Genomic DNA, 21,560 nt, shown 5'->3' with positions numbered 1-21,560 from the left:
GTGTTGATTTTGTGCCCCCGACTTGAAACTGAGGTAGAGATGTCTGGCGATAGATGTAGAGAGGTTTTCGTCAGCTATAATGGAGCGAAAGGTGTGCCTGGAAATCACTCGCTTTCCGCGGCCCCACACGACGTGGGGTCGTTCGACGTTGGCTATTGACGTGACGATCTTAGTCGAACTTCCTCTTTCTCTTTTAGCCTCCTCGAAAAAACCACCCTGCGGGGTCTCGTCGACCTCTTTCTCCCGCAGGAGTCTCGCAATTTCCAGGCCCACCTTTGCTAAATGTAGAGAGACGAAAACGCGCCATATTTGTGAGGTAGGTGGCTTAAGAGCAACTATAATAAGCAGGTCCGTTCACCTAACACTTATGGATTTAGAGAGCTTGGCTCTTACTTATACTAGTCGAGCTATTTCCTTTTACTTGCTTCAAGGTAGCTACTATAAGAAAACTCACAATTACTAGTAATAGCCACGAGCTTACTTTACCTAGATGGACTAAACTCCATGCTTCTGTTTGATTAGGGTACTCCCAAGCCCCAAAGAATGTCGCGATATTTTCAGCTATCCATATGAAAAAACCGATGAGTATAAAGGAAAATACTATTGGCATTTTATAGCGACTTCCATTAATAGCGTATGTAACCCATGATGGCCAAAATATAATGATCACAAGTCCAGATAGCCACCAACGGAGATCAACCCAATAATGGTGGGTAAAGAAATTTAAATAGATTCCACTTGCTAGAGGGACAACCAGCCACATCGGTGGCCATTTAACCAAATGGACGTTTAATCTCCTCCATGCCTGACAAAGATAACTGGCTACACTTGCATACATAAACCCGCTATATAGAGGAACGCCCAGCACCTTAGTATAGCCCACTTCCGGATACGACCAAGAACCCATATGCACTTTAAAAAGTTCAAGAGTTAGCCCGATAAGGTGAAATAATGTAATGACCTTTAATTCATCTGACGTTTCAAGTCCAGAGCGAACCATCCACCACTGCATGAATAAGAATATAATAAGCAGCCAATCATACCTTGGCAAGAAAGGTAACGATACCACTTGTGTAATGGCCAAAGAAGCAAAAATAACGACTGGGAACAAACATGATAAAGCTTGTTCCCACCCAAAGCGAATAAATTGCTTTAAAACTCTCATATTTTGTCCCCCCAACGATTTTCTTCCTTAATTATATGCCAGTGTTTATTGTATTACAATAAAAAATTAACGCAAAACAACTCCTCCCATTCCTCTTTACACCCTAACATCTTCTAGGATATAGCCATCTTGGCAGGCTACCCTATCATTTCTAACATAAAAAGAGGCGGAATCTAAATTAGATTCCGCCTCTTTTTAATCTTATTCATTTAAGTCGAACGTTTGTCCTTTGACCAGATAGAAAATATACTCCCCAATATTTGTAATATGGTCAGCAAAGCGTTCAATATATCGTGCTACATACGCCATTTGCATAATATGCTGGATCTTTTGTGGATTGGTAGCTGTAAGTTCAAGCATTTCACGTGTAATTTGTCCGTACATTTCATCCACTTTATCATCCATCTCAGCTAGCACTCGAGCTAGTGAAATGTCTTCACTTTCAAAAGCTTTCGTAGCAGTATCGACCATTTCCTTAGCCACGCCAAACATGTCATTTAAAGCCGGGGGAATAGAAATATCGTGTGCCTCCCCTAAATGGATTGCACTTTTACTAACGTTTACCGCATGATCTGCCATACGCTCAAGATCAGCTGAAATCTTGATTGCCACAATCATTCTGCGAAGATCCGTAGCGACAGGTTGCTGCTTCGCAATTAATAGAATGGCCTGCTCATTAATTTCGAGCTCTTTTCGATCAAGCTGATCATCCTGTTCAATAATCTTTTTCGCTTTATCGATATCTTGAGTGTATAAAGCATCTAACGCTTCTTCGAATGCATTGACGGTTTCTACAGCTAATTTCTTAATACTAAATTTAAGCTGATCCATATCTTCATGAAATTGACCTCTAATCATTCCCAATACCCCTTTCTACCCTGAAATAGAACCTTTGTCTTAACCGAATCGACCAGTAATATAATCTTCTGTACGCTTATCAGTTGGATTAGAGAATAGCGTGTTTGTATCTGTATATTCTACAAGTTCTCCACTTAAGAAGAAAGCCGTTTTATCAGAAATACGAGCCGCTTGTTGCATGTTGTGTGTAACAATAACGATACTATAGTCCTTCTTCAGCTCTTGAATTAACTCTTCTACTTTCAGTGTTGAGATTGGGTCAAGGGCAGATGTAGGTTCGTCCATAAGAATGACATCTGGTTCAATAGCTAGACAACGAGCAATACATACACGTTGCTGCTGTCCACCAGATAGTCCATACGCGTTTTCATGAAGTCGATCTTTAACCTCATCCCAAAGCGCTGCACCTTTTAAACTTTTTTCAACGATTTGATCTAACGTCTTTTTATCTTTAATTCCGTGAATTTTTGGTCCGTATACAATATTTTCATAAATCGATTTAGGGAATGGATTAGGCTTTTGGAAAACCATCCCTACTTTTGTGCGTAAGTCTTCAACTAAATAGTTTTTATCAAAGATATTCTTACCTCGGTATTCAATTTCACCTGAGGTTTTCACGACAGGAACCGTCTCTACCATACGGTTTAGTGTTTTAACGTATGTGGATTTACCACAACCTGAAGGCCCGATAATAGCCGTAACATCATTTTCTTTAATATCCATATTTATATCATAAAGGGCTTGGTTATCCCCATACCATAAGTTTAAATCTTTCACATTAAATACTGAACTTTTTGTATCTGCCATAATGACAAATCCTCCTTCAATAATCCGTTGACTCTATAAAGGTTTATAAACGTTTCGAGAACTTATTTCGAATAAATACAGCAATTGAGTTTAGAAGTAATAATATCACAAGTAAGACGATAATTCCTGCTGAAGCCACATATTCAAATTCAGGCTGCGGAGCTTTTGTCCAGCTATAAATTTGAATTGGCATCGCTGTATAAGGATCGAAAATTCCGCTTGGAAGTGTGAAGATCGCCGTAGCTGCTCCTACAAGTAATAACGGAGCTGTTTCACCAATAGCACGAGAAAGTGCAAGGATACCACCAGTTAAAATACCAGGAATCGCTGCAGGAAGAACAATTCGTCTTACCGTTTGCCATTTCGTAGCTCCCATACCGTATGAAGCTTCACGCAATTCATTCGGAACAGAACGGATTGATTCTTGCGCGGCTACTACAATAACCGGAAGTACTAGCAGACCTAATGTAAGACCACCAGCTAGAACAATTTCACCTGTGTTGAAAATATAAACGAAAATAGTAAGACCTAATAAACCGAACACAATTGACGGTACACCGGCAAGGTTTTGCAAATTGATTTGGATGAAACGTGTAAATTTCCCTCTTTTAGCGTATTCCTCCAAATAAATTGCAGTGGCTACACCGATAATCAACGTCACAGGCGCTGTAACAGACATAAGCCAAAGAGAGCCAATAACACCCGCTTTAATACCAGCGCGGTCTGGACTTTGTGAAGTGAATCCTGTTAAGAAATCCATATCTAAGCTACCGAGTCCTTGAGTCAATATCCGATATGCTAGAGCGCCTAAGAATAATAAACCAATAATCGTAGCAATAAAGAAGATCACTTTTGCAATCTTGTTCTTCAAGATACGACCACTCATCTTATTAGACACTGTATCTTTATTTATCAAAGCCATATTAGTACTCCTCTCTAAATCTTCGACTAATATATTGTGCAAGAAGGTTCATGATTAACGTGAATACGAATAGAGTTGTTCCTACTGCGTAAATGCTGTAGTAGATCGTTGAACCATAGGAAACATCTCCTGTTGAGACTTGAACAATGTACCCCGTCATCGTTTGAATGGATTGGGTCGGGTCAAATGAAAACTTCGGAGTTGCACCTGCCGCAATAGCAACAATCATGGTTTCCCCAATCGCACGAGACATCGCAAGAGCGAATGAGGCTACAATACCAGATAATGCAGCTGGTATAACAACTTTTACTGTTGTTTCAAGTCTTGTTGCTCCAAGAGCCATTGCCCCTTCACGTAATACATTTGGAACAGCTCCCATCGCATCCTCCGTTAAAGAAGCTACCATTGGAACAATCATGATACCGACAACAATTCCTGCACTTAATGCGTTAAAGAAAGAAAGGCCTGGAATAATTTTATCCAACATTGGCGTTACAAAGGTTAAAGCAAAGAAACCATAAACAACTGTTGGAATTCCAGCAAGTACTTCTAGAATAGGCTTAAGCATTCTTCTAACTTTATCAGATGCATATTCACTCAAGAATATAGCTGAGGCTACTCCTAGTGGAATTGCAATGATCATAGCAGTTACGGTAATTAGCAACGTTCCACTAATTAAGGATAAAATGCCGTATGAATCACGCCATGGATTCCAGTGAGTAGATGTAAAGAATTCAATAACACTTACCTCATTAAAGAAAGTAAATGTTTCAGATAATAACGTATATAGTATTCCTAATGTTACAAGTACCGATAGTGTGGCACACAGCAATAAAAGTTTAGGTACTAATTTTTCTACAAACGCGGTTGAGCTATTCGATTGTTTATTTTTCTCAATCCTCTCACTTACTGAGAGCCCATCCTGTTTATTTTTAGATGAAACCATTTATGAAATCCCCTTTCATCTGGAACATAGCAAAGTGAGGGGAACATCTTTCAACCCGTCCCCTCACCTTACACAGAACCAATTATCCAAGAAGTTTGCTAATGTTTATTTACCAGCTAGCTCTTTAACTTTATCAATTTGCTCTTGATATTTTTCTTCTGGAAGAGCAACATATCCAACTTCTTTAGCAGCTTCTCCTGCGTTTTCAAGCATATACATTGTGTAATCATAAACTTGAGGCTTTTCTAGTGCACTTTCAACAACATATGTGAATAGTGGACGAGAAAGTGGCTCATATTCTCCACTTTGAATGGATTCAGAAGATGGCTTCACTGGCTCAGCGTCTTCGCCATTTTGAATTCCTAGAGCTTTTAGAGAATCTTCGTTTTGAAGGTAATATGCATAACCGAAGAACCCGATTGCATACTCACTGTTTTTAATACCGCGAACAAGTGTGTTGTCATCTTCAGATGTTTGTACATCTCCATCTTCACGCATTGCATTATCTTCAAGAATTACTTCGTTGAAGTAATCGAAAGTACCTGACTGATGACCAGGTGCGAAGATCTTGATTGTTTCATCTGGCCAGTCTGGATTAATGTCAGACCATTTCTTTGCGTCAGAGCTGTCAAGGAAGATTTTTCTTAGTTGTTCAACTGTTAAGTTTTCAACAAAGTCATTTTCAGAACTTACTGCTACAGTAAGTCCGTCATATGCAAGTGTAAGTTCATGTAAGTTAATATCGTTTTCTTCAGCTTTTTTCTTTTCTTCTTCTTTAATCGGACGAGAAGCATTAGATAGGTCGATCTCACCTTTAGTGGACTTTTCAAATCCACCACCAGAACCGATAGATTGTAGTGTTACGTTAACGTCGCCTTCTTTAGCTGCGTAACGCTCTTGAACGTAAAGGGCCATAGGGTAAACAGTAGAAGAACCTGCTACTTTCACATCACCTGAAAGTGCTTCTCCACCGTCTGTTTCAGATTGTGTATCACCATTTGAAGTATCTTCTTCATTCTCACCTTCGCTGCTTCCGCAAGCTGCAAGAGCTCCAAGAGCAAGGATAAGAGTGAAGATAAGTGCTAAATGCTTGAAACTTTTCATTTCTTTTTCCCCCTAAATAAATGTTGAATTTTGTTGTTCAAGTGGGCTTGATCAACTCACAATGCTTATATTACAGATAGAGTTTTAACGGCATATGAATGAAATGTTAAGGTTGTGTAAATTGATCAATTCGATGTATAAAAAACCTCTATCCCTCCTATCACATCCGTTTTATACCGCTTGAAGTTTCGATTAGTTTCTACAAAAAAAGAGAGGGTTATGCATTTGCATAACCCTCTCTACTTTCTCTATTCATTATTGATCTGCTGAATCGTCCTCAGATTCTTTATTAGATTGCTCTTTTTCTTCCATAGCTTCAGCTCGATTTTCTTTTAGATCATAATACGCATCCATAGCATCGCGACCGATGTGTTTGTTGATTGGGTATTGGGGAGATCCATCGATGACCCCCGTATTTGGAACTACAACAGCAAAGGCTACTTCAGGATCTTCTGCAGGAGAGTATCCAACAAGCGTTAAGTGCTCTACATCTGTCGAGTCCCCCACACCGATGGCATTTCCGTAATCATCTCGTATAATGTCATAAACTTTGGCTTCTGCCGTACCGGTTTTACCTGCAACTGAATAATCTACTTCTTCACCGAAATTGCTATAAGCGGTACCCCCAGATTGAAACACACTTTCAAATCCCCATTTAACTCGATCTATGTCATTCTGCGTCATAGAAATTTTGTTTAAAACGTTTGGACTATATGATTCAACTACTGGCCCTATTCCCTCCGCCTGTACATCAGGTTCATGCACTTCACTTACAAGGCGAGGCTGAATGCGGTAGCCGTCGTTCGCGATTGTCGATACATACTGAGCAAGTTGCATTGTCGTATAGGTATCGTACTGGCCGATTGCCAAGTCCATAATGTTACCTGGTTGAAAATCTTTCCCTTGCAAACCTGCCGATTCAGTTTCAGCCGGCATATCAAGTCCAGTCTTTACCCCAAGACCAAATTGACTATAGTAATCCCTCATAACTTGAAAGCTCCCAGGTGTATAGTTCATAGTCTCATTTCGTACATAATTTCTGTGTCCAGCAATTCTAATTGCAATATTGTACATATATACGTTGGAAGATTTTTCTAGAGCCTGAATGTCATTAATTGTACCTAGGTCTTTATAGGATTCTTTTTCAGGAGAATCTTTAAATTTAATAGAAATATTGTCGTTTATAAACTCACCATAACTGATAACGCCAGAATTATACCCCGCTAACACCGTGGCTCCCTTAACCGCTGAACCGGGAGCATATTGTTGTGTGATTGCCCCTAAAGAGAAATCTTGGAAATATGGTTCTTCGCCATCTCCACCACGATTGTATTTCTGACCAGAAACAGCCAGAACTTCTCCCGTGTCTGGGTCTATCATAACAACCATTGCCTCGCTCATATGCTGATTTTGGTATGGATAACGAGTAATAGCTTTTTCTAAGTGCTTCTGGACAATTTCATCCAGCCGTTTTTGAAGTTCCATATCAACAGTCAATTTCAGATCTTTCCCGCGAGTACCTTCCTGAACAACTTCAGAGTTAATAACCTCTTGATCACTGTTAACCGTATGCTTAATTTTTTCCTTTTGACCTTTAAGTACCATTTCATAACGTTCTTCTAAACCACTGGTACCTACTCGATCATTAAGGCTATAGCCTAGAGACATAAAGTATTCTTTTTCATCCTTAGGAACTCCAGACATACTTACACTGCCTAAATAGTTACGGAACGTGTCACCATATGGATATTCCCTTTGCCAATCCGTACTGACATTAATACCCGGGAGTTTATCAAGGTTTTCTGCAACCGTCGCGTACTCCTCTAGCGTAACGCCTTCATTCTTAACGATGTGAGGAGAAAGGGAATAAGCACTATCTAATTCACGCTTAATCGCAATAATTTCCATTTCTTCATCTGAAAATTGAAGGTCTTGCTCTGGATCAATGCGATCTAACAGAATTTCATAGGGTGTATCCGCATCTGTCTCTTGCTCTTCTTCCGTGTACGTTTGTTCCTCTTCAGATAATCTCTCTTTTATTGCCTTATTATCTTCGTTATTCACTAAGATCCAATAGTCCTTCTTATCACGAAGCGTCACTTTCTTTGTATCTTTTTCAATCATAGGCGCTAACTTTTTGGCAATCTCCAAATGCTTCGCCTGATTGGTGGATTTCGGTGGTGTGTATGTAATGGCGTAAAGTGGTGTATTATCCACAATTACATTCCCATAGCGATCATACATCTTCCCTCTCGGTACTGGTGTCTTTGTCGTGTCATTTGTTGTTCGATCAATCTCTTCTTGTGCTTCAGCACCGTGTAGGATTTGTACCATCCCGAGCTTTAACACGACTCCTGAGAACATGAGAAAGATAATAAAGAATAACACATTTAATCGAAAGGGAAGATGAGACTTCTTTTTCTTGTTCTTTTTCCCCATAAGTCTCTCCTCCTCTAATAAACACTTTGAGGCTATTATAGCATTTTTGGCTAAATTTCACTATAAAACAGAAGGACTGTTTATCGATTATCATTGTCAGCAAGCTTATTTTTTACAAAAATCGACTCCTCTTTCGTATCAACCGGAAAATGAACATCCTTTATAAAAAAGTAAATAATGAAATGCCCTGAGCCGACAATCATTAAAATGTACGGAATAATAGTTTCTGGTGAAAAGAAAGTAATTCCGGTTAAAAATATCGCAATAGAAATAACTCGACCTAAGTTTAGGAATAATTCCCTCACAACAATGTATTCAATTCTCATTTCACCGGCATGCCAAGCTTTTCCGATCACATCATATGTTAGCGAAATATACGGGACGAACAGAATTGGATACGCAATTCCTATAATAGCCGCATATATCAAAAGTGTGGGATAGCTTAAGTGAATTAAAATTAAATAAAGTGACAAATACAACGTTAATCCCCCAACAAATATGGACCACTTCCGTCGTTTAGGTTTTATAAACCGAGTAGCTAGGTAATAAAACAAGAATGCAAAACCAGAAAATACGAGGTTAAAGGTTCCTAGCGCTAGTTCACTTTGGGTTGTGATGAATACCCAAATGGATATTACAAAAAGGAACGTTCCTTCTCGGAGTCCTTGGAAAGTATGAGCATACAATATTTTGTTCCAGTTACGATCCCTTTTTCGTTCATGTATGATCCTTTTAAAAGAGAAATTGCCTTCAGCAGATCTTCTTTTAAGGAAGAAACTACATACTACAGCAAGCACGAACAAGCTAAGGGATATTGTAAAGATTACCGTATATCCCGTGTTCGCTGTTAATCTGGAGATAATAAAACCCGCTAAAATCGGGCCAATCATTCCTCCAAAAGATTGCAACAAACCTAAAAAGCCGTTGAAAAAGTCTCTTGTATCCGGCTCTGTAATTTCAAACGTTAACACATTAAAAGCCAACCAGTAGAATCCATAACCTATTCCCAAGACGGAGCCTAGTACGATTTTATAATTCGCTGCCTGCTCCCCGAAGAATAATACAGTTAAGAAAAATAAAGAGAGGAATATAACGCCAAGTCGCAATACGATTACACGATCCATTCGTTTGGCCCACCGCCCCGCTAATATAAACGTTAAAGGCTGCATAATGTAAATGGATAAATTGTAGAGCGCAATCGCCACATATTCCCCTGATTGCTTCCATAAGTAAATATTCACAAATGTATTGGACAAGAAGATCCCTAACGCATAGAGTCCTCCAATTGATAGCAAAAGAATTAAATCTCGGGTTACTTCGACTTCACCTAAAATTGCGTTTAATCCTTTCTTCATTTCTAAACGCCTCCTACTCTGTCTTTAGTGTTTTCAAATAGGAGGCACTTATACCTTAATACACCCAAGTAACAAGAAACGGGTAACGTACACCACAAAGAGAATGAACAAGTGAATAAACTTTCCCAACAAAAAAATCCTGAACCTCTATAATAGAAGTTCAGGATTTTACTTGTTTTAATTAGGATATATTATTTAGCTGCAGCGTAACGCTTTGCAACTTCGTCCCAGTTTACTACATTCCAGAATGCTGCAATATAGTCAGGACGACGGTTTTGATAGTTCAGGTAATAAGCGTGCTCCCAAACATCAAGACCAAGGATCGGCGTTTTGCCTTCCATAATTGGTGAATCTTGGTTTAATGTGTCCATTAATTCAATTTCACCGTTATTAACTACTAACCAAGCCCAACCAGAACCGAAGCGTCCAGCTGCTGTAGCTGCGAATTTTTCTTTGAATTCATCGTAGCTTCCGAATTTGCTGTTAATCGCGTCAGCTAATTCGCCTGTTGGCTCACCGCCACCATTTGGGGACATGATTGTCCAGAATAGAGAGTGGTTAGAGTGACCGCCACCGTTACGACGAACCGCTGTACGGATGTCTTCTGGTACTGCGTTTAGGTCAGCAATTAGTGCATCAAGTGATTTATCTTGAAGATCAGCATGACCTTCTAAAGCATTGTTAAGCTTATTAACGTAACCTGCGTGGTGTTTAGTGTGGTGAATGTTCATTGTTTCCTTGTCAATATGAGGTTCAAGCGCATCATATGCGTAAGGTAATTCTGGTAATTCAAATTTAGCCATTTTGAATCTCCTCCTTAAATAGTATGTAGATCCTTCCTAGTACCAAGCCGGTCATGAAGGTTACATTGTAAGCGTATCAAAGGTCCAAGCCATCTGCAAATGTTATGCATCACAAATAGGCTTCAACGCGCACATAGATATAATAACCTTTTCTCCAAAATTTAAAACATAAAATGAATGTTTCATATTGCTCAAATTGAGCAAAAAAAAGACAAGCATTTATGCTTGTTTTTGAATGACACTTATGTAAATGGTGGCTCGGGACGGAATCGAACCGCCGACACACGGATTTTCAGTCCGTTGCTCTACCGACTGAGCTACCGAGCCATTTTTATTCCGCTTATCGAAATATGATTATATCAACTAAATGATAAGTCATTTAGAAAATAAAAAAGAACGTGATCTGACTTCCGTTCTTAAGAAGAAAATAATAATGGCGGAGGAGGAGGGATTCGAACCCCCGCGGGGCGTTAACCCCCTGGCGGTTTTCAAGACCGCTCCCTTCAGCCGAACTTGGGTACTCCTCCGAGCTAAAATATGACTAAGATTGGTGGACCCTGCAGGACTCGAACCTGCGACCGATCGGTTATGAGCCGATAGCTCTAACCAGCTGAGCTAAGGGTCCAATCTTATGGGGCGATTGATGGGGATCGAACCCACGAGTGCCGGAGCCACAATCCGGTGCGTTAACCACTTCGCCACAACCGCCATAATTCTTAAGTTGTCTATTTCATGATTGTTCTTTATAACATGAACTGTGTTTATGTTATTTAGTAAGAAAAACAATTTATGTATGGTAGCGGCGGAGGGGATCGAACCCCCGACCTCACGGGTATGAACCGTACGCTCTCGCCAGCTGAGCTACACCGCCATTGGCTCCAACGGCAGGATTCGAACCTGCGACCGATCGGTTAACAGCCGATAGCTCTACCACTGAGCTACGTTGGAATAATTAAAACGTCTCTTTAACGACACAATATAATGTATCATGCATTGCTGAGAGTGTCAACAACTTTTTTGCTCCCAAATGAAGCAACACGAATAATATAGCATGGTATGCCCTCTTAGTACAAGGGTTTTTTAATAAAAACTTTAATTTTTTTCTTTACTTGTCCTTTGTGGAATCTGTAGTTCGGTTTTATACGTGCTGGGAACGAATCTCTTTGAGAAGGGCTACGGTGCGTCCGGACACTTTTGACTCTAGTTGCGACACTACTGGCGCTTGTCTTGACTCTTTTGCTGGTCGTCCTGACACTACTGGCGCTCGTCTCGACTCTTTTGTCGGTCGTTCTGACACTACAACACCTCTTCTCTACTCTTTTGCGGCTCGTTCCGCCACTACAGACGCTCGTCCCGACGCTCACTCCAGCTGCACGTCCAGACTCTTTCACGGCTAGCCCCCGTCCCCACACTCCTCATAAGTATTTCTCCACGCCAATCGAGTAGTTCCCAATTAACAAAGAAAAGCCCAAAGCAAATGCTTTGGGCTTTTGTAAAAGGAATTAACTCTGTTTTCCGCCTAACACTTCTTCTGCAATGTTTACAGCGTGATCACCAATACGCTCTAGGTTACTAATAATATCAACAAATACGATACCAGCAGGGCCTGTACATACTCCCTCATTCATACGAAGAATATGCTTCTTACGATAAGATCGTTCATATTGGTCAATCTGGTTTTCTTTTTGAACAACGGCAAGTGCTTCTTCACGATCCATTGTTTCTAAAGCTTTCATAGCTTGTTTTACAGTAATTAGAGTTAGGTTAATCATATCATTTAAGTCTTCTTGAGCTTGTTCTGTAAGATGCACTTTATTAGAGATCTTATAGTCAACAAGTTCAATAAGGTTCTCGAAGTGATCTCCAATACGTTCGATATCACGTACGGAATCTATAAGGGCAGAGTGTTTATGACTTTCTAATTCAGTTAGTGAATAGCTTGATAAGCTAACTAAATACTCTGTAATGTTGCGATCTAAATTATTAAGCGCCTCTTCATATTGCAACGCCATATCAGCGTGCTTACGCTGATGGTTATTTAAATAGTGGCTCGTCTCTTCTAAACCTCTATAGGCAAAGTCACCCATTCTCATAACTTCTTCTTTTGCCTGGTCTAAGGCAAGAGATGGAGACTGCTCGATGAAGATCGGATCCAAATGCTTAGGCTTTTGATCCACAGCTGTGTCCTCTCCAGGGATTAGCTTCGTCACAATGTATGCTAATGCACCAATGAACGGGAACTGTACAAGCATATTGGAGAAGTTAAAGATACCATGGGCAAACGCAATTGTCATCGCTTCGTTAAGACCCACTAAGTCTCGTAGATATTCGATAAACGGAATATAAACTTTTAATAACAATAAGAAAACAGTGGTACCTATTACGTTAAATATCACGTGCGTAAATGCCGCACGTTTTGCTGCTACACTAGCTCCAATTGACGCTAGAACTGCTGTAATGGTTGTACCAATGTTATCACCAAATAGAACAGGAATTGCCGCGTATATATCTATAGCACCTTGTTCAAATAGCCCTTGTAGTACACCGATCGTTGCACTTGAACTCTGTACGACAACAGTAAACAACGTACCAATTACAACACCTAAGATCGGCTGCTCACTCATGCTAACCGTTAAGTCTTGGAACGCTTCAAGGCTACGTAATGGTTTCATACCATTTCCCATTAGCTTTAGTCCATAGAACAATGCACCAAAACCAAATAGCGTTTGACCCAAGTACGTAACTTTTTTGCTCTTAAAGAAGAATAGTAGTAATGCACCTACTGCCAAAATTGGTAACCCGTATTCTTTTATTTCGATACCAATTATGAAAGCTGTTACCGTGGTACCAATATTGGCACCCATAATTACTCCGATGGCCTGACGCAAGGTCATAAATCCAGCGTTCACAAGTCCAACGGTTAATACTGTTGTACCGGAACTACTTTGAATTAACATTGTCACAAGCATACCAGCTAGGACACCCATAAACGGATTCGTGGTGAATTTGTCTAGAATATCTCGAAGGCGATCACCAGCAGATTTCTGAAGACCGTCCCCCATGTATTTAAGTCCGAATAGGAAAATTCCTAAACCACCAACAAATTGAAAGATCATCTCTTGAACATTAATACCTTCCACAAATAATGCTCCCCTCATCCAAGATTTTTGTCTATTTGTGTAGTTTTTTAAAACCCTCAACCATTATTAATTAAAGGTAAACGTTTTGTAAAGGGAATTCACCCTAATCTATCGAAAATTTACATAAGCTTAACATTCGGGTAAAAAAACTGATGTTTTTTATAGCTTTCTCTCCTTTTTCTATTGCTTAGTGCAAAAAAGGTTCGCTATTATAGAATTGATAAACAAAGAGTAGGTGGTAGAAATATGAAATTATCACAGCAATTTTTATATAGCCTTTATTCGTTTAAAAGGGTGTCAGCCTTTAGGATGTTAAAGGTTGGAAAGCCAATCGGTTATCTATTTTTCCTCACCCTTCTAACCATGATTCCTGTCCTGCTAGGGGTTATATTTGGCACACGCTCTACCGCTTCTATCGGAGCACTCCCTTTACCAGTTGAGCTCATCATTTTGTATGTTATAAGTACGAGCATCAAGTTCTTTGACGTATCAATCCTTGCATTTATTGGACTTGGTATTAACGCCTATTTAAAACGCAATATTCAGTATAGACACACATGGGCATTATCCGCCTATGCAATAACAATTCCGACCTTATTATTAGCTATCGTCGAAAATTTTGGTTTCATTTTAGCAGGAGACTATGTCATCTATATGGCCATATCCACAATCATCCTATATGTTATTTTACAATCGATACCTAAGCCTAAACACAGGACTACATAAAAAAATCTGAAGTCATATGACTTCAGATTTTTTTAAATTGCTTTATTTTTATTTTCCGCAATGGCTCCAAGTTCTTGTGATACAGATACCAATTGATTTCTCACTTCATTGGTTTCATTCATTTGAGCTTCTTGCATGTTAGCAGCATCCACTAATTGCTTCGCAGATAGAAGGGTTTCATGCGTTGTTTGATGAAATTCAGTAAAGATCGCCTCCATTTTCGGCAACATTTCTTCTGCTTGTGTAACCTGCACCTTTGAATGATCTAGCTTCCGATTAAATGATTCAATATAAGAAGAAATTTGATCAAATGATTCTTTCGAATGGTGCGCGTAGTCTAAATGCATTGTAAGTTGCTCATACATCTCATGGAATTCTGAAGCTAAATAATGACTGATGCTGAGTGTCTGATTCATCTTATCATTGATTTCAAGAGCCGCTTCTTTTGAATTATCAGCAAGTTTTCTTACCTCACCAGCCACTACGGCAAACCCTTTCCCCTCTTCACCTGCTCGCGCTGCTTCAATTGTGGCGTTTAAGGCTAAGAGCTTTGTACGTTCAGCGATTTCCTGAATCACCTTACCAGCTTCTCCAATAGTAACGGTATATGCTTCAAACTCATTAATTTTTGAAGTCATCTGCTTGAACCCTTCATGATACGTATCTAGTGTATCCATTATTGAAGAAACGCCTTTATTCCCTTCTTGAACTGACTTATTCATTTCCTGCTGATCCTGATACATTTCATTGAAAGATTGTAAGAGGATATGTAATGAATGTTTTAGTTTCTCAAATACATCCGTCTGTTCTTCAAATGCTCCTTCAGTGCTCTCTGTACCTTTAATTACCTTATGTAACTCTTCTTTCATATCAGACTGAGACAAAGCTAACTGCTCAGAAGAAGCTGATAACTCATCATTTGTTCCCCCAAGAGAATAGACAGCAGTTTGTATGTTATCAAGCATCTCAGTAATTGTATGCATGAGTTCCTGATAGCTTTTCGATAATGACCGTATCTCTGGAATACTTGAATGGACAGTATAAGGTTGAGTAAATATCCCTTCTCTAGCTTTACGCATGACATCTTGGAGAGTTAATAGTGGTTTAAACATCTTACGCATAAAATAAAAAACAAATATGAATACACCGATCAAAGAAATGACTCCCGCTGTTAACGAGTATTTTGCTAATTGATGAACGGAATACATGTAGTCCGCTACAGGTACACCGATCAGGAATATTCCTTTAAGTTCTTGTACTGAACCGTAGGCAAATATGTAGTCCTCACCTTTCCACGACGCAATACAAGAACCGTTTTCCTCAGCTCTAATTTCTTTGATTAGCGATCCATCGAATGAAGCTTGATTTGATTGTTTCAATGGATATGAGTCTACCCCATCTTGAGTAATTAAGTTTGTAGACGCTGAAAAACCATCTTGCACCAATTCAAATTGCTGAGAAGATATATACTCCCTCATACGCTCTTTGAAGACTTGTTCTTCACCTACTAACGCAAACATCATATTTTCAGCATTCTCCCTCGTTACATCAACCTCACGTTCTAGGCGATCTCTAACTAATTCAAGCTGGCTTTCTTTGGCTTTAGAATAAGATAGCCAACTAACCAGAGAGATAGAACCTAAAAAAAGTACACATATAACTAAGGAAACCCTAGCTTGAAAAGAAAGCGTCATAAAATGTGGTCGAGGAACTTTTTTAAGGCGCTCCTTAAGCTTGTTAGGTTGTATTCTTTTAAAAAATGAAAAACGTCTAAATAATGGCACTCCTAACACCCCGTTAGAAAATATTTCTTATACACCGAAGAGTATGAATGTTAACTATTAACGGAGTGTAAAAATGCACTTAAATTAACGTAAATTTTATGTCTTTTTGACCAGGATTCTAGTCCCATCTACTTGTTCAACTACAATTTCTTCATCCTTTTCAATCCAATGTCCATTTGAAACAGCGCTATATTCCTGCTCCCCGATTTTAATTGTCCCTACAGGCCTTAACTGCGTAAGGGTGATCCCTTTCTGCCCACTTAAGTTCGTGTAGCTTTCATTCATCGAATTGTAACCCGCTTCTGAGGAGAGCTTGTCAACGAGCGTAATCTTTGTCCATAAATCCCTTTTTGGAAATACTCTCAGAAATAACAAAGAGCTGATGGCACCAATAAGGACACCGCACACTCCATAAGCTCCTGTTACCCAGTCAGGAGCACTCATACCAACTACGAGCAGCATACTGATACTCCCCACAGTTGTAAGAGTACCATCATTGATGACCTTAGCATCCAAAATAATCAGAGCAAGACTAATGACATATACAATCATCATAATGACGAACATGCTCGGGTCTAAGTGCGTTAGAAAGTAAAACGTGATAAAAGCAATGCCAACGACACCAAAAATGCCCCTCATGTTGACTAACAATTCTCCAAATAAAAATAAAGTGCCAAGTCCCGTTATTACTAAAGCAATCCAGGCAGCATCTATTGCAATCACAGCCGTTCACCCCTTTTTGTCATATTTATATAAATATACGTTTGATTTCATGATTTTGTTTCAAAAAAAGAATGGAAATTCATTTATTTGTAGAACTATTACTACAGGCCAAAAGGGAGTGAGCAAAGTGAATCCAATTCTGAAAAGAATGCTTTTCATTGTTACAATGGTTCTGTTTTTTGTTAGTATTGGACATGATCTGACTACCGGTACTTTTCCTAAGGAACTTGTCTCCAAAGCCGAAGATCAAGAAGCAAGTGAAAATCAAGAATCACCAAAGAGCTCAGACACTAGTTCTGAACAGGAGCGTTTCCGCGTTATTGAACACCGTGTCAAAGCAGGGGACACTGTTTTATCTATCATGGAGAAGTTAAACCAGGATGGTCCACCTGTTACAATTGATCAAATGCTTGCTGATTTTGAATCCATTAACAAAGGACAAGATCCCAACACCATAAAAATGAATCAGATCTACTTGTTCCCTTATTACCACAAAAACGAAAAACATTCGTAAATTTGAAGACTCGTGACTTCATATTTTTTTCGTTTGCCCTTATAATGAGTGTGGTATCTTTATAATCATGAAACATCGCATTTGTAAAAAGGAGCGATTATATGCCTATAACACACAGAAAAGATACGCGTCCTGTACGCGTAGGCGACCTTGTGATTGGTGGAAGCAATAAAGTTGTCATTCAGTCAATGACCACAACAAAGACACATGATGTAGAAGCAACTGTTGCTGAAATCGAAAGACTAGAAGAAGCTGGTTGTCAGGTCGTCCGCGTTGCTTGCCCAGATGAGCGAGCTGCTGACGCTATTTCTGAGATAAAAAAACGAATTAACATTCCACTCGTAGTCGATATTCACTTTGACTATAAATTAGCATTGAAAGCAATTGAAGGTGGAGCAGACAAGATCCGTATTAACCCAGGTAACATCGGAAAACGCTGGAAAGTTGAAGCTGTTGTAAATGCAGCTAAAGCTAAAGGCGTGCCGATCCGAATTGGGGTTAACGCAGGTTCACTTGAGAAACGTATCTTGCAGAAATACGGTTTCCCAACAGCTGAGGGCATGGTGGAAAGTGCTTTACACCACATTCAAATCTTAGAAGAATTAGACTTCCACGATATTATTGTATCGTTGAAAGCATCTGATGTACGCTTGGCTATCGATGCTTATGAGAAAGCAGCTGAACAGATTTCTTATCCATTACACCTAGGAATTACAGAATCTGGTACACAATTTGCCGGAACTGTTAAAAGTTCTGCTGGTTTAGGCGCTATCCTTAATAAAGGGATAGGAAGCACAATGCGTATTTCACTAAGTGCAGATCCAGTTGAAGAAGTTAAAGTAGGTCGCGAACTATTAAAATCGTTCGCACTCGCTGATAATGCAGCCACTTTAATTTCGTGCCCAACTTGCGGCCGTATTGAAATTGATTTAATTTCAATTGCGAATGAAGTTGAAGAGTACATCTCCACAATTAAAGCTCCTATTAAAGTAGCCGTACTAGGATGTGCTGTTAACGGTCCAGGGGAAGCACGCGAAGCCGATATTGGTATCGCTGGTGCACGAGGAGAAGGATTGTTATTCCGACACGGAGAAATCATCCGTAAAGTTCCTGAGGAAACCATGGTCGATGAACTTAAAAAAGAAGTCGATCGTATTGCTGAAGAGTACTTTGCTGAGAAGGCGAAAGAAGCTGCTGAAGCAGAAGCAAAATAATTCATTCAAAAAAGCTGGCCATTTGGCCAGCTTTTTTTTAAAATGGAGCAAATACAAGAGAGAGAACTACAGATATAGCCCCAGCTACAATCGCAGTGTTCCCGAGCGTCTCTGCACCTCTGCGCCTTGCCATAAATCCAACAATAATTCCTGCAGCCCCAAGAATTACTGGTAAGATAAAGAAAGAGACAACTGAAAGAACTACCGCTAACCATCCCATTCCTGCATGAACATCATTGTCCATATCAGATTCTTTCTCGTCAGATTTAATCGGTTCACGAACCGTATTAGCATCAATGGCTGCTTCTTGAGCGAATTCTACGTCACCAGTTCCGGCGTAAACTCCACCTTCAGCTACCTCTACCTCATTATAAGCTTCATCGTAAGATTGACCATCATCAATCCTTTTCATCTCACTCTCTTTTTCATCACCATAGTGAGGTCCTTCTTCAACGTGTTCTTTATGATCGTGGTTTTCTTTTTTATGCTTATCTTCATATTCCATATACATCCCTCGCTTTCTGTAGAGGTGCACACTTAGCTTGTGAGAAATTAAGAAGAACTATGATGGTACATTTTTCATGAATCAGGTACCTAACTAAAAAGCCGAAAGTTCCCTATCTTTACCATTCACCACCAACAAAGCTCTTTCTCTTTCATAAAAAAAGAGCCCTCTAAAGGACTCTTTCTAACTACATTAAGGCGCTACAGCAACTGCATCATGTGTTTTTGCTTTTTGCTGTATTTCAACAGCATACCAACTTTCGGCATGTCCATTCTCTTCTTTATATTTTTCTAATCCTCCCATGCCTCGGTGGTAGGCAGTTAGGGCTTCATCCCAATTGCCATACTCATGGTGAAGGTAATCAAGATATATAAGCGATAATTGCATAGCATAATATGGATCAAATAGAAGTTCTTTCTTATAAGGTAGATCCCCCATATCCGCTATCCATGGTGCTGTATTGGTCATAAATTGAGCCATACCATAAGCATGTCCATATTTAGTTTCCGGCCCTACAAGGGTCGGATCAAACGTGCCACCTGTTTCGACTTTTAGCAATTCATATACAAGATAAGGATTGATATCATAGCGTTTTGATTCTCTTGCTAAGTATAGAGCCCAGGATTTGTTAAATTCACCCTCACTTTCTGAAACCATACGATCGGCAGTTTTTTCAAGTCCGGGCCACATGTCATATCCGTTTTTTTCTTTAAACTCAGTAGGCATAGCGTTTAAGTACTGATTTTGGGATTCTAAATCTTTAACCTGCGCTTGCAAGTTTTCATTTTCTGCTTGAAGCTCTTTTGTTTGTTCTCCGTAAAAATACATAACAACAATAAAGAACAAAGTAATATATAAACAAACTAAAAGTAGCTGCACATAAGGTCTTGCACGATCCACAAAATCCCCTCCTCTTTAAAATTTTTCTATATAAGTGTTGAGTTGAAAGGACCTAAACTATATTAACGACACTTATATTGAAATGCAATAAAAACACTTCAAATCCATATACATCCATTTTTTTAACACATTTCCTATTCACTGCTCATAGGCTATTATGTATAGCACTGCGCAAATGAGGTGATGTTTTGAAAAAAGTGATCTCACAAGTAGTAAAACAAAAAATTAGAGATCTATCTGTTCATGATCTCTTAGAGCAAAGCCGTCAATTCAATGTTCCCCTAACGAAAAGCCAAGCTACTGAGATTGTAGCCTTTTTAAAAAATTCAAATCTCAATCCATTAGACGAAAAAGATCGAATGAAAGCACTGAAAAAACTAGCCCAAATTACGGACCCTAAAACGGCTCAAAAGGTAAATAAGATCTTCCAGGAAATGATTAAAGAAAACGGACTTTCACACTGGTTTTAACGCCTTGTATAAAGGCGTTTTTCTTTTTGTGTTCTATTTGACCAACTGCGCCAAGTTATTTATAGTAGTATAAGTTGCAAATATTGTATTCTTATACGTTTACTAAGGAGCTGACAAAGCATGCTAAAGCTAGGATCCCACGTTTCTATGAGTGGAAAGAAAATGCTTCAAGGCGCAAGTGAAGAGGCTGCATCTTATGGTGCCAATACATTTATGGTGTACACTGGTGCCCCTCAAAACACAAAAAGAAAAGCCATTGAAGAATTGAATATAGACGCAGGCCTTGAACATATGAGCCAACATAACATCGACGAGCTAGTCGTTCACGCCGCTTATATTATCAATATAGGTAATACGGTTAAACCACACGTATATGAGCTTGGCGTTGACTTCCTATCGAATGAGATTGAACGAGTAGAAGCCCTGCAAAAAGCTTCTCAAATCGTATTACACCCAGGATCTCACGTCAGCCAAGGTGAAGAAGTAGGACTCAATCAAATTATCAAAGGCTTAAATGAAGTATTTGAGAACCACCCTAATACAACATGTCAAATCGCACTTGAAACCATGGCTGGAAAAGGGAGCGAAATTGGTCGTAACTTTGAGCAAATCGCTAAAATCATTGACGGGGTTAAGCACAATGAACACTTGTCCGTGTGTTTTGACACTTGTCACACACATGATGCTGGTTACGATATCGTCAACGATTTTGACGGCGTTTTAAACCATTTCGATAAAACAATAGGGTTAGATCGCCTAAAAGTTCTTCACATTAATGACAGTAAAAACGAGCGCGGGGCAGGAAAAGACCGTCACGAGAATATCGGTTATGGACATATCGGATTTGACGCCTTAAATTATATTGTTCATCATCCACAACTCTCTGATCGACCTAAAATCCTTGAAACTCCTTATGTAGGTGAAGATAAAAAGAATAAGAAACCTCCTTATCAATATGAAATTGAGAGCTTGCGCAATCAAACCTTTACAGATTGGCGATCTGAACTACTACAGTCATAATAAACAAAACCATTACTTTGCTATTTGCGCAAAGTGATGGTTTTTAAATTTACCCATGCTTTTATACTAACTATCCTTTATGATGTGACTTTAAACCTATTTCGCGATATTTTTATATTGCATTGTAGTAAATCACCACTTTCAAACCAGGTTTGATTTAAGGTG

The 21,560-nt window shown here is 39.3% G+C and carries 20 protein-coding genes and 6 tRNA genes; 5 read left to right on the top strand and 21 right to left on the bottom strand.

Features of this window, described 5'->3' with window-relative positions; translation table 11 throughout:
• Positions 1 to 373: 373 nt before the first annotated feature.
• The 17 genes from IEW76_RS05180 to IEW76_RS05100 all read right to left on the bottom strand — a co-directional run bounded on the left by IEW76_RS05180 (position 374) and on the right by IEW76_RS05100 (position 13,557).
• Complete coding sequence (locus tag IEW76_RS05180; RefSeq protein ID WP_188651533.1) at positions 374 to 1,165, bottom strand: DUF817 domain-containing protein; 792 nt, start codon at positions 1,163 to 1,165, stop codon at positions 374 to 376.
• 201 nt (positions 1,166 to 1,366) lie between these two features.
• Positions 1,367 to 2,023 (bottom strand): phosphate signaling complex protein PhoU, encoded by a 657-nt coding sequence (gene phoU / locus IEW76_RS05175; protein ID WP_188651531.1) that lies wholly within the window; start codon positions 2,021 to 2,023, stop codon positions 1,367 to 1,369.
• Positions 2,024 to 2,062: 39 nt separating this feature from the next.
• On the bottom strand, positions 2,063 to 2,830 hold the full coding sequence (pstB, locus tag IEW76_RS05170; RefSeq protein ID WP_188651529.1) for a phosphate ABC transporter ATP-binding protein PstB: 768 nt from the start codon (positions 2,828 to 2,830) through the stop codon (positions 2,063 to 2,065).
• A gap of 43 nt (positions 2,831 to 2,873) precedes the next feature.
• Positions 2,874 to 3,752: a phosphate ABC transporter permease PstA gene (pstA, locus tag IEW76_RS05165; protein WP_188651527.1), complete on the bottom strand. Its 879-nt coding sequence runs from the start codon at positions 3,750 to 3,752 to the stop codon at positions 2,874 to 2,876.
• Position 3,753: 1 nt separating this feature from the next.
• Complete coding sequence (pstC, locus tag IEW76_RS05160; protein WP_188651525.1) at positions 3,754 to 4,698, bottom strand: phosphate ABC transporter permease subunit PstC; 945 nt, start codon at positions 4,696 to 4,698, stop codon at positions 3,754 to 3,756.
• 105 nt (positions 4,699 to 4,803) lie between these two features.
• On the bottom strand, positions 4,804 to 5,802 hold the full coding sequence (locus tag IEW76_RS05155; protein ID WP_188651523.1) for a PstS family phosphate ABC transporter substrate-binding protein: 999 nt from the start codon (positions 5,800 to 5,802) through the stop codon (positions 4,804 to 4,806).
• 255 nt (positions 5,803 to 6,057) lie between these two features.
• Positions 6,058 to 8,241: a peptidoglycan D,D-transpeptidase FtsI family protein gene (locus tag IEW76_RS05150; RefSeq protein ID WP_188651521.1), complete on the bottom strand. Its 2,184-nt coding sequence runs from the start codon at positions 8,239 to 8,241 to the stop codon at positions 6,058 to 6,060.
• Positions 8,242 to 8,321: 80 nt separating this feature from the next.
• A complete protein-coding gene (locus IEW76_RS05145; RefSeq protein ID WP_188651519.1) occupies positions 8,322 to 9,596 on the bottom strand; it encodes an MFS transporter in 1,275 nt (424 codons plus the stop codon).
• Positions 9,597 to 9,787: 191 nt separating this feature from the next.
• Positions 9,788 to 10,399: a superoxide dismutase gene (locus IEW76_RS05140; protein WP_188651517.1), complete on the bottom strand. Its 612-nt coding sequence runs from the start codon at positions 10,397 to 10,399 to the stop codon at positions 9,788 to 9,790.
• Between the two features lie 251 nt (positions 10,400 to 10,650).
• Positions 10,651 to 10,726 (bottom strand) — tRNA-Phe (locus IEW76_RS05135).
• A gap of 107 nt (positions 10,727 to 10,833) precedes the next feature.
• A tRNA-Ser gene (locus tag IEW76_RS05130) sits at positions 10,834 to 10,926 on the bottom strand.
• A gap of 21 nt (positions 10,927 to 10,947) precedes the next feature.
• Positions 10,948 to 11,024, bottom strand: a tRNA-Ile gene (locus tag IEW76_RS05125).
• A 7-nt stretch (positions 11,025 to 11,031) separates the two neighbouring features.
• Positions 11,032 to 11,107 (bottom strand) — tRNA-His (locus tag IEW76_RS05120).
• Between the two features lie 86 nt (positions 11,108 to 11,193).
• Positions 11,194 to 11,270: transfer RNA gene (locus tag IEW76_RS05115), tRNA-Met, on the bottom strand.
• Between the two features lie 2 nt (positions 11,271 to 11,272).
• Positions 11,273 to 11,347: transfer RNA gene (locus IEW76_RS05110), tRNA-Asn, on the bottom strand.
• Between the two features lie 190 nt (positions 11,348 to 11,537).
• Positions 11,538 to 11,696 (bottom strand): hypothetical protein, encoded by a 159-nt coding sequence (locus IEW76_RS05105; RefSeq protein ID WP_188651515.1) that lies wholly within the window; start codon positions 11,694 to 11,696, stop codon positions 11,538 to 11,540.
• Between the two features lie 205 nt (positions 11,697 to 11,901).
• Positions 11,902 to 13,557: a Na/Pi cotransporter family protein gene (locus tag IEW76_RS05100; protein ID WP_188651513.1), complete on the bottom strand. Its 1,656-nt coding sequence runs from the start codon at positions 13,555 to 13,557 to the stop codon at positions 11,902 to 11,904.
• Positions 13,558 to 13,785: 228 nt separating this feature from the next.
• On the opposite strand from IEW76_RS05100, the gene IEW76_RS05095 reads away from it, so the two are divergent.
• Entirely contained in the window at positions 13,786 to 14,265 is a 480-nt protein-coding gene (locus IEW76_RS05095) for a DUF1189 family protein (protein ID WP_188651511.1), read from the top strand.
• A gap of 32 nt (positions 14,266 to 14,297) precedes the next feature.
• Here IEW76_RS05095 and IEW76_RS05090 read toward each other — a convergent pair whose 3' ends face one another.
• Both IEW76_RS05090 and IEW76_RS05085 read right to left on the bottom strand, forming a co-directional pair.
• Positions 14,298 to 15,788: a methyl-accepting chemotaxis protein gene (locus IEW76_RS05090; protein WP_188651508.1), complete on the bottom strand. Its 1,491-nt coding sequence runs from the start codon at positions 15,786 to 15,788 to the stop codon at positions 14,298 to 14,300.
• A 357-nt stretch (positions 15,789 to 16,145) separates the two neighbouring features.
• Entirely contained in the window at positions 16,146 to 16,772 is a 627-nt protein-coding gene (locus tag IEW76_RS05085) for an NfeD family protein (RefSeq protein WP_229721125.1), read from the bottom strand.
• Positions 16,773 to 16,899: 127 nt separating this feature from the next.
• Here IEW76_RS05085 and yqfZ point away from each other — a divergent pair, with 127 nt between their 5' ends.
• Entirely contained in the window at positions 16,900 to 17,286 is a 387-nt protein-coding gene (yqfZ, locus tag IEW76_RS05080; protein WP_188651506.1) for a protein YqfZ, read from the top strand.
• 101 nt (positions 17,287 to 17,387) lie between these two features.
• A complete protein-coding gene (ispG, locus tag IEW76_RS05075; RefSeq protein WP_036785833.1) occupies positions 17,388 to 18,500 on the top strand; it encodes a flavodoxin-dependent (E)-4-hydroxy-3-methylbut-2-enyl-diphosphate synthase in 1,113 nt (370 codons plus the stop codon).
• Positions 18,501 to 18,537: 37 nt separating this feature from the next.
• On the opposite strand, the gene IEW76_RS05070 is transcribed toward ispG, so the two are convergent.
• Complete coding sequence (locus IEW76_RS05070; protein WP_188651504.1) at positions 18,538 to 19,005, bottom strand: DUF4190 domain-containing protein; 468 nt, start codon at positions 19,003 to 19,005, stop codon at positions 18,538 to 18,540.
• A 192-nt stretch (positions 19,006 to 19,197) separates the two neighbouring features.
• Positions 19,198 to 19,905: a transglycosylase SLT domain-containing protein gene (locus tag IEW76_RS05065; RefSeq protein ID WP_229721124.1), complete on the bottom strand. Its 708-nt coding sequence runs from the start codon at positions 19,903 to 19,905 to the stop codon at positions 19,198 to 19,200.
• Positions 19,906 to 20,102: 197 nt separating this feature from the next.
• On the opposite strand from IEW76_RS05065, the gene IEW76_RS05060 reads away from it, so the two are divergent.
• Together IEW76_RS05060 and IEW76_RS05055 are read left to right on the top strand one after the other, a co-directional pair.
• Positions 20,103 to 20,375, top strand: a complete 273-nt coding sequence (locus IEW76_RS05060; RefSeq protein ID WP_229721135.1) for a DUF2624 domain-containing protein — start codon at positions 20,103 to 20,105, stop codon at positions 20,373 to 20,375.
• Between the two features lie 120 nt (positions 20,376 to 20,495).
• Positions 20,496 to 21,395, top strand: a complete 900-nt coding sequence (locus IEW76_RS05055) for a deoxyribonuclease IV (protein ID WP_188651500.1) — start codon at positions 20,496 to 20,498, stop codon at positions 21,393 to 21,395.
• Positions 21,396 to 21,560 lie beyond the last annotated feature (165 nt).

The organism is Pontibacillus salipaludis (genome assembly GCF_014642405.1).
Classification (GTDB): Bacteria; Bacillota; Bacilli; order Bacillales; family BH030062; genus Pontibacillus; species Pontibacillus salipaludis.
Note: the sequence above shows the minus strand (reverse complement) of the source record. Positions and strands in the feature narration are given on the sequence as shown.

Coding starts and splice junctions, on each gene's coding strand:
- IEW76_RS05100 (WP_188651513.1), bottom strand. CDS start 13,557: ATGAGGGGAGCATTATTTGTGGAAGGTATTAATGTTCAAGAGATGATC.
- phoU (WP_188651531.1), bottom strand. CDS start 2,023: ATGATTAGAGGTCAATTTCATGAAGATATGGATCAGCTTAAATTTAGT.
- IEW76_RS05095 (WP_188651511.1), top strand. CDS start 13,786: ATGAAATTATCACAGCAATTTTTATATAGCCTTTATTCGTTTAAAAGG.
- IEW76_RS05145 (WP_188651519.1), bottom strand. CDS start 9,596: ATGAAGAAAGGATTAAACGCAATTTTAGGTGAAGTCGAAGTAACCCGA.
- ispG (WP_036785833.1), top strand. CDS start 17,388: ATGCCTATAACACACAGAAAAGATACGCGTCCTGTACGCGTAGGCGAC.
- IEW76_RS05055 (WP_188651500.1), top strand. CDS start 20,496: ATGCTAAAGCTAGGATCCCACGTTTCTATGAGTGGAAAGAAAATGCTT.
- pstB (WP_188651529.1), bottom strand. CDS start 2,830: ATGGCAGATACAAAAAGTTCAGTATTTAATGTGAAAGATTTAAACTTA.
- IEW76_RS05180 (WP_188651533.1), bottom strand. CDS start 1,165: ATGAGAGTTTTAAAGCAATTTATTCGCTTTGGGTGGGAACAAGCTTTA.
- pstC (WP_188651525.1), bottom strand. CDS start 4,698: ATGGTTTCATCTAAAAATAAACAGGATGGGCTCTCAGTAAGTGAGAGG.
- IEW76_RS05150 (WP_188651521.1), bottom strand. CDS start 8,241: ATGGGGAAAAAGAACAAGAAAAAGAAGTCTCATCTTCCCTTTCGATTA.
- IEW76_RS05140 (WP_188651517.1), bottom strand. CDS start 10,399: ATGGCTAAATTTGAATTACCAGAATTACCTTACGCATATGATGCGCTT.
- IEW76_RS05070 (WP_188651504.1), bottom strand. CDS start 19,005: ATGGAATATGAAGATAAGCATAAAAAAGAAAACCACGATCATAAAGAA.
- IEW76_RS05155 (WP_188651523.1), bottom strand. CDS start 5,802: ATGAAAAGTTTCAAGCATTTAGCACTTATCTTCACTCTTATCCTTGCT.
- IEW76_RS05090 (WP_188651508.1), bottom strand. CDS start 15,788: ATGATGTTTGCGTTAGTAGGTGAAGAACAAGTCTTCAAAGAGCGTATG.
- pstA (WP_188651527.1), bottom strand. CDS start 3,752: ATGGCTTTGATAAATAAAGATACAGTGTCTAATAAGATGAGTGGTCGT.